Here is a 7098-nt window from a genome sequence, read left to right on the forward strand (position 1 = left end):
TGGCACTTTTCGGGGAAATGTGCACGGAACCCCAGATCCTGCCTATCTTTATCTTGGTGCGCATAATGTATATTATGTTAAATTGAATCTTATGCATAGAAAGGCTTACGCGCTAAGGGTTAAAATCAATCCCGCCCGTAATCCGTTAAGCTGAGTCTAGTTCCCCGCGATCCATATTTCAACTACAAATAGCAAAAACTACAAATTAAAGCCCCTTCCCTTATTTTTGACCGGTGACGCTACGTGAAATCTGTAGAACTGGCAGCATGATTGCCCGCCAGATTTCACCAAACGACAGACACAAAAAAGCCCGCACTTATGCGGGCCTGTTGTTTGCGCCAATTTATGCGGGTTTTTGTGAATGTCGCTCCGTTGCATTGACGACGCTCATAAACGCCTTAATGCCGGGGTCAACATCTGGCGACAACATTCTCATAATAGACTTTGAGTTACGGCCTACATCATCAGAAATTGCCGGATAACCGCATGTAGCCTTAATCAGTGTTCTCAACATTCCCTTTGCGACTTCTATTTCACCTTCAAGAATACGCTGACGCACTTCAGCTAAAATATCCTGACTTGCTGCCGGGTCATCATGGAGCAAGTCAGCCCACATTTTATTACTGTCTGTTGCTGGCATAATTAACCCCTTCTTTTTAAATAATCAGCGCGGTAACTTTGCGCCTTGCCTAAATCGCTGTCTTGCGTGTCTTTGAATCCAGCACACAATAAAATAATTATCTCATCGCCGTCTTTCATCAAATAAACCCGCAAGCCTGCGCCCCAATTAACCCGATATTCTCCAATGCCGGGCCGACCGGATAACCACTTCACTGAGGATAAATTTCCAAGCTTTAAGCGTTCTTCAACGGCTAATACTTTACTGATGGCAGAGCGGTTTTTAGATAACCACTTTTGCAGCGGTATCACGTCGTCTGGTGTGGTGTAATATTTTATCTTCATGAGTTAACGGTAACGAATTCGTTACCATATGTCAATATCACTGACGGGTAAAAAAAGCCCGCGATGTGCGGGCCTGATATTTATGATTGCGGTGCGGGTGTTGCCCGGATGTGCTCTATTTCTCGAATACTCTGCCGGTCTTTGTTGGCTTCATCCAGCAAACCTAATAACGGCTCAATCCACAAAACAGCCTGCGCATAGGTTAAGCGGCGGGCGGTAATGGAACGACTAGCGGCGCTGTCAGTTTTTCCGGTATCGGGGTATAAGGCGCGGGAACGTAGACTTTCGGTGTAGCTGAGCAGCCGGTCAGCAATAACATCAGGGATGTACTTATCAGCACAAGGCTCGACTTTGATAATCGTGCGATATTCAATTTCTCTCTCCTTAATTTCGGCTCCCACGCGGGCCGCATACTGGTTAGCATTGCTGGCAATTTCATTAAATGACTGAAATTGAAACGACTGAGTCGCCAGCGTGGTGCTCGTCAAAGACAGGTCAGCGGCAAGCTGCTTGCGCTCACCCTCGACTTTATCCGCCTTGTTGCTGTAATGCATCGCAATAAGTGACAGGGTAACTAGCGCACCGCATGACAGGATAATTAGCCAAATCCTTATGCTATTCATGGTTAAACCTAATTCATATTAAAATTAACAGGATATAAGCAAGGCGCCCTATCACCCTTTCCACTCACATAATGTTTATGGGTATTCTTGGCGGCGCAGTTCAAAATGGGGGCCATCATAGAAACGCTCATCATCACTGCGTCCATTTTCATTCCAGTCACCACCCCAACGAATTTTTACACCTAACTCTTTTGCGGCTTGAAACATGGCATCAGACACCGCTTTGAACGTAGATTTATCATTCCAAGGGATAACACCGTTGATGATTGGCACGCAATCAATAGCGTGGCCTGTTAAGTGACGACTGTTTAATGTTTGACTGCTGCCCTGGCTCACAAGCTCACGCTGCCTAATCACACTACGTAGCCCCTCAATAACAGTAAAATCCACGGATGTTAACTGGATCGCACGACGAGCCACACGCACCAATGCAGGGTGGACGTTAACTAAATTCACTTCACTGCGCTTACTGAAACCAAAATTATTCACCATCGTTACCATCTCCACGAGTGCGACGGGCTACAATGTTAATCACTATATCCCGTAATTTATCCGCCCCAACAAAGCCTATTGCGCCACCCAGTGCCGCCGCTGAGTTATCGGGCAGTCCAAAATGCTGTAAAAGACCGCTCAGACTGAGTGCGATAATTCCGCACACGCATGACGCAGTTACTATGTATTTCTTTGGTTTTCCGTCTTTTATTGCCATCAATGACGACACCCCAATTGCTGCAAGCCCCGCATAAATTGACGGGGCGTACTCTGCTATCCATCTCATTGTTTCTACCCAAAACCCCGTATTATCTGGCTGGTGCATTAGTGCTTCAATCCACGGTAATTACATCGGAAAAATAAAGGTAAAAATCACCCGCAAACGCATCAATACTGCTGTAAATACCGCCCGGCCTGTTAGTGCACATACCGATAGACGCGCTTCCGGTATAGCCCGAAATTTTGCCTTCAATAAAGTGCATAACATCTGGTCTCAGCGCTATTTGTGACAGCGTCACAGAATTGTCAGCGCTGGACAATTCAAGCCACCATGACAGCGAGCCGGTAGTATAAAAAACCCTTACATTACAAGTTATTGAAATTATATTAACTAACAAGTCTTGGTCTGGAATAGATGCCACAAGTGGCAACCTGTAAAATTCTTCCGCCATCGTTATCACCCTCAGAAATGCAAAATATCCGTTTTTGGTGCATTATTTGTGCTAATTGATTCGGCCGTCTTTTTTCCACTGCTGATTTTGGCTTTACCTGCTGGTTTGCTGGTTTTCGTAGGTGCGCCTTGCGCAGTGGCAAACGTTACCCGGCGAATGCTTTCTGCTTCGATTTTGACGATATATGCTGTTTGCTTGGGTGTGGCTTCAACGTCAAATAACGTGAATACGCAATCAGGAACGGTGATAAAAGAAGTGTAAACAGTGGCTAACTCTTCTGCTTTGAAAGCGGCATCAATGCTGGCAATGGCGGCGTCGGCTTGCTCCTTATCAAAGGGTTTTCGGGGTAAGTTTATAAGTGACGACACGCCGGTAATAATCCCTTCAAAAGCTATTTCAGGCATGTCTGTGACATTGCCGTCAGAGATTTTATAACCGGTTTCTATCGTTGATTTTGATACGGACCGCTTTTGTGAATAACGTTCACTGAGCCGCACATCAAGGGTGACAACCAAGCCAGATTCAAGAACGATGACGGCCTTTTCTGTCGGTGCCTCAATACTACCTGTTAGAAATGTCATAAAAAAAGCCCACTAACCATTACTGATAAGTGGACTCTACTCTGAGATAGTCTTTGTTTTTACTGCGGGGATTGTCGCTATTTACCTGATAAAGTCGCTTCCTCTCTCAGCTTATCTGCTGCCGTTTCCAGTTCTGCTAACGTCATTGGTTTTGGCTGCTGTGATGGATGCGCCTTTTCCACTGCCTCTACCAACTTAGTAATAGCCAATACAATGATAAATGGGACAACGGCTATCGCCATTGTATATACAGAATATGCAGCCATTTGTGCGGCGTTACCATCCACTGACATCTTGCGCAGGCCTTTAACGTCAGTATCAAAAGCCTTGGCGACCTCTGGCGCCTGTGTCCCTATGGCCTCCATGAATGAGCGAAATTCATCACCCGCGAACCTGTCAGAGCTAAAGGCTTGCCCCATTTGATAAAGTGCATTGTTTACCGCCTGCTGACTGCCTCCGCCTAACTGCAATGCTCCTATAAGCCCCTGAGTGGTTTTTATCGTATCTTCCTGGCTCATCTTCAGGTCTTTTGTCGCGGTTGCTATGTTCGTGTAGGTACTTATGAACGGCTCGGAGGACACCCGCACATCATTAGCAGCTTTTGACATGTCTTGAAATGCTTTAGCACCACCCTCAATTGACTGCGGTAAAGAGTCTAACTGAGCCTTTGCGCTCTGTATGCGGTCAAGCTGGTCTGCAACTGCGCCCATTGCCGTTGCCAGACCATATGCACTGGCCGCTCCCGCAAGCCCCCGCATCATGCTATTACTACCGCTTGATTCACCCGGTTTTCTTGCGGCTTTGGGTGTTTTTATGGCTTTAGTCTCCGGCCCGCCGCCCCAATCGATGCGACCAAAATCAAACTGACCAAAAGCCGCACCGCCACTCCTATTGGAAAGCGGAGCTCTTGATGAAGGTTTCGCCATGGCACGACCTGCATCCGAGCCAGCCCCCAGTAATGGAAAGTGATTTCGTGTTGGTGGCAATGCTCCGCCCCCCCACTGACCGCCCCCTTTTTTAGGTGGCGGCGGAAGGGCTCTAGTAACTAAATTAGCGCCAAGTCCACCAGCAAGTCCCGCCGTCGCAATAGACAGACCAGCGGCGCCGGATGGTAGGCGCGAGCCACCGCCATTACCACCATGCATATTGCTAGCGTGGGGTGATAGTCGATTGGCGCGACGTATTACTGCATCTAACTGCTTTACTTTCTTGGTTGCGCGGTCTATTTCTTTCTGAAATGCATAAAGGCCGGTAAGGTCTGCCTTTGCGGTTACGGTTGTGACTAAGTCGCGGGCTTCTTCTGCCATGATTACGCCTTATTTTTTGGGGTGGGGATATTTGCCACGGCGGAATCAAAGGAAATTAAAGCCGCCGCACGCATGATGCGATCAAATGAGGCGCGGCCTGATGTCACGTCACTGAAGGATATCAGGCCACTTTCTATCACTCTCCAGACGGGGAGCTCTGCTAGGATTTCGGGGTCAAGTTTTGCAGCAAGCCGCTTGATAGCGTCTTCACGAACTCCATCACATTTAGGGACATGTCCAGACCAATATTTTTTTTAAACCTTCCACGACCGGTAAAATCGAGAACTTAATACATTCCAGCCCCAACAAGTAAACGTCAGTAATATCAACCGGTTTGAAGGTGATATTTAAAGCCTCCCAACTATCGAGATATAAATCATTATCCAATGATTGCGCCTGCGACGTGTTGAGCAAGCGGAATAATATCTCGTCATGGTCTTGCTCATTCAACATGGCAAACATGCGCCCACCCGCCTCCATTAACGAGCCAGACAGATTAACGCCATGCTTAGCCAATAGCTCTGCCATGCGCAACTTAAAATGAATAGCATCAAAAGCATTCATACGCACAATACTGTAATGCTTTCCGTTGATTTCTATCTTTTTTTGCATTTCGTCGCTCATTCTATTCCCTTAAACAATCACAGATTTAACGTCACCGGTAATAACAGCCCAATCCAGTGTTTGGGCGCCCTTTCCATCTAGTGCGCCGTCAGTTGGCTGGCGCTGTATCATTCCGTATGGTGCGGAGTGCGTCGAACCATTGCGCTTATTAGTGAGCGTAAATGTAAATATGCGATCAAGACGCAAAAGCTGATGCAGATAAGCGTTTGAAATAGAATTTCGCTGAGTGGTAAATTTTAACGTTGCGCCGGTATCAGGGTTTTGGACGAAACTCCAATCGCCACCGATACCCGCCGTTACTGAGTTTTTATCGCTCATCATTTCAATCTCGATATTGCTACTGTCAGCCAAACCAATTACAGGTGCTGACTCAATAACAATAATCCAGTCTTTTGACGACATTGTGCCTAAAAACATAGTTAAACCCCGTATGTAACCGCGTTACCGATAGCATCAACATGCTTGATGGCGTGACGCAAATAAAATTGGAACTTGACCGTTAAGTCACCTTTGATGCGTTGCGCGCCTGTCACCTCGGCCATTGTTGGGCGCGTGACTGTATAACCAGATAAAGCTGTATCACCGTCAGCAAAATCTTGCATGATGCCGCCTGCCCGCTGACCTTCCGCAAGTGAGCTTTCCATATTGGCGCAAACAACTTCGTAGCCGTCAGGGTCATGACCAATTTTGTTTTTGTTGATAAATAACGTTGCCAGATTCTTTTGCATCCTGTCACGCTGCCAAAAACAGAACCGCACAACTTCAATACTTTCACCATCGCCGCTTGTGCCGGGGAATGTCACCATGATGCCCGAGCCGTAATCCTCAAAAGTGTTACCGTTTAGGGCGGTAATATCTTGATATTCCTGCTCTGACCAACTATCTGTTTGTACCCCTGCTAGGGTTTTTAGCGCCCACGTTTCTGAGCCCGGCGCCATAGTCAGGCAGCGGCCCGCTAAAGCGGCGTCAAGATAATTGGATGCAATACGGGTGCATACTGAGAATGTCCCGGCGTACTGGTTATCATGCAGGTATTGGGTGATAGCAAAAGTTTTCGAGTTATCAACGACAACAGCCATTTTATCCGGCTGCGCTTCTGTCCAATCGGCAATTTGCTGTAATAACGCGTCATCCCGCGATGTACTCATCTGCAAGAACCAATTGTTATTTTGACGTTTAATATCAACAATTGCAGACGGGTATGCTACAGGTTCAACTACTGAGGATTCGAGATTGACATCAGCACCAGCCACAAAGACCACTCGACCAGCGACCCGGTAAAGTGATGTGTTGTTCTCATCGATAGTGATTTTTTCTGCGACGGTCCCCTCCCATTCCGAATCTTGGAATGTTGCTGTAAGCACAGAATCACCAACAACAATAGCAATAGCGGCGATTGCTTGCGGTACGCCTGAATCTTTACCATTCAGTAAAATCGCCGTATTTTTGTACGCTGCTGAAATGTCAGCTATAACCAATTGGTCTGGTGTTGGTGTTTGTGCAAAATAGCGGTTTGTTGCATTAAGTGCCGCACCAGTCACACCCGCTTCAATAGCATCATCATAGCTACTGTAAACTTGTACCAAACGTGCCATATCTTCCAGCTTCGCTGATTCAAAATCTTTAGCTGTTAATCCATAAAATCCCGGCGCCAGTGCCGTAATCAATCCAATGCCAAAATTCGCATAGGATGCAGCCCTCGACTGTCGAGAGATATCAACCTTAAAAAGCCTGTTTAAATTTGCCATTCTTCCCTCGTTGAAACGACTATTACGCCGCTAACATCGCCTTTTACTGTTGCTGACTCTACTACTGAGTACAGGCAAAGCTCCGGATT

Annotated in this window: 11 protein-coding genes; all 11 read right to left on the reverse strand. The window is 46.8% G+C overall.

What is annotated here, in order from left to right; translation table 11 throughout:
- Positions 1-343 precede the first annotated feature (343 nt).
- The 11 genes from AEP37_RS21770 to AEP37_RS21820 all read right to left on the reverse strand — a co-directional run bounded on the left by AEP37_RS21770 (position 344) and on the right by AEP37_RS21820 (position 7009).
- On the reverse strand, positions 344-640 hold the full coding sequence (locus AEP37_RS21770) for a hypothetical protein (RefSeq protein ID WP_082170893.1): 297 nt from the start codon (positions 638-640) through the stop codon (positions 344-346).
- A 2-nt stretch (positions 641-642) separates the two neighbouring features.
- Complete coding sequence (locus AEP37_RS21775) at positions 643-963, reverse strand: type II toxin-antitoxin system RelE/ParE family toxin (protein ID WP_049615295.1); 321 nt, start codon at positions 961-963, stop codon at positions 643-645.
- A gap of 80 nt (positions 964-1043) precedes the next feature.
- Positions 1044-1586, reverse strand: coding sequence for a hypothetical protein (locus AEP37_RS21780; RefSeq protein WP_049615296.1), 543 nt, complete (start codon positions 1584-1586; stop codon positions 1044-1046).
- Between the two features lie 75 nt (positions 1587-1661).
- Positions 1662-2078, reverse strand: a complete 417-nt coding sequence (locus tag AEP37_RS21785; RefSeq protein ID WP_049615297.1) for a M15 family metallopeptidase — start codon at positions 2076-2078, stop codon at positions 1662-1664.
- Positions 2068-2403 (reverse strand): phage holin, lambda family, encoded by a 336-nt coding sequence (locus AEP37_RS21790; RefSeq protein ID WP_049615298.1) that lies wholly within the window; start codon positions 2401-2403, stop codon positions 2068-2070. Before AEP37_RS21790 ends, AEP37_RS21785 begins: the two co-directional genes overlap by 11 nt.
- Before the next feature lie 7 nt (positions 2404-2410).
- On the reverse strand, positions 2411-2749 hold the full coding sequence (locus tag AEP37_RS21795; RefSeq protein WP_049615299.1) for a hypothetical protein: 339 nt from the start codon (positions 2747-2749) through the stop codon (positions 2411-2413).
- An 11-nt stretch (positions 2750-2760) separates the two neighbouring features.
- Positions 2761-3330 carry a phage baseplate protein gene (locus tag AEP37_RS21800; RefSeq protein ID WP_049615300.1) on the reverse strand — a complete coding sequence of 190 codons (570 nt, stop codon included), beginning with the start codon at positions 3328-3330 and terminating at the stop codon, positions 2761-2763.
- A 77-nt stretch (positions 3331-3407) separates the two neighbouring features.
- Complete coding sequence (locus AEP37_RS21805; RefSeq protein WP_049615301.1) at positions 3408-4637, reverse strand: tape measure protein; 1230 nt, start codon at positions 4635-4637, stop codon at positions 3408-3410.
- Between the two features lie 225 nt (positions 4638-4862).
- Positions 4863-5261 carry a hypothetical protein gene (locus tag AEP37_RS21810; RefSeq protein ID WP_235801377.1) on the reverse strand — a complete coding sequence of 133 codons (399 nt, stop codon included), beginning with the start codon at positions 5259-5261 and terminating at the stop codon, positions 4863-4865.
- Positions 5262-5270: 9 nt separating this feature from the next.
- A complete protein-coding gene (locus tag AEP37_RS21815) occupies positions 5271-5678 on the reverse strand; it encodes a hypothetical protein (RefSeq protein WP_049615302.1) in 408 nt (135 codons plus the stop codon).
- Positions 5679-5680: 2 nt separating this feature from the next.
- Positions 5681-7009 (reverse strand): DUF3383 family protein, encoded by a 1329-nt coding sequence (locus AEP37_RS21820; protein WP_049615303.1) that lies wholly within the window; start codon positions 7007-7009, stop codon positions 5681-5683.
- Positions 7010-7098 lie beyond the last annotated feature (89 nt).

The organism is Yersinia pekkanenii, from assembly GCF_001152565.1.
In the GTDB taxonomy this organism is placed as follows: domain Bacteria; phylum Pseudomonadota; class Gammaproteobacteria; order Enterobacterales; family Enterobacteriaceae; genus Yersinia; species Yersinia pekkanenii.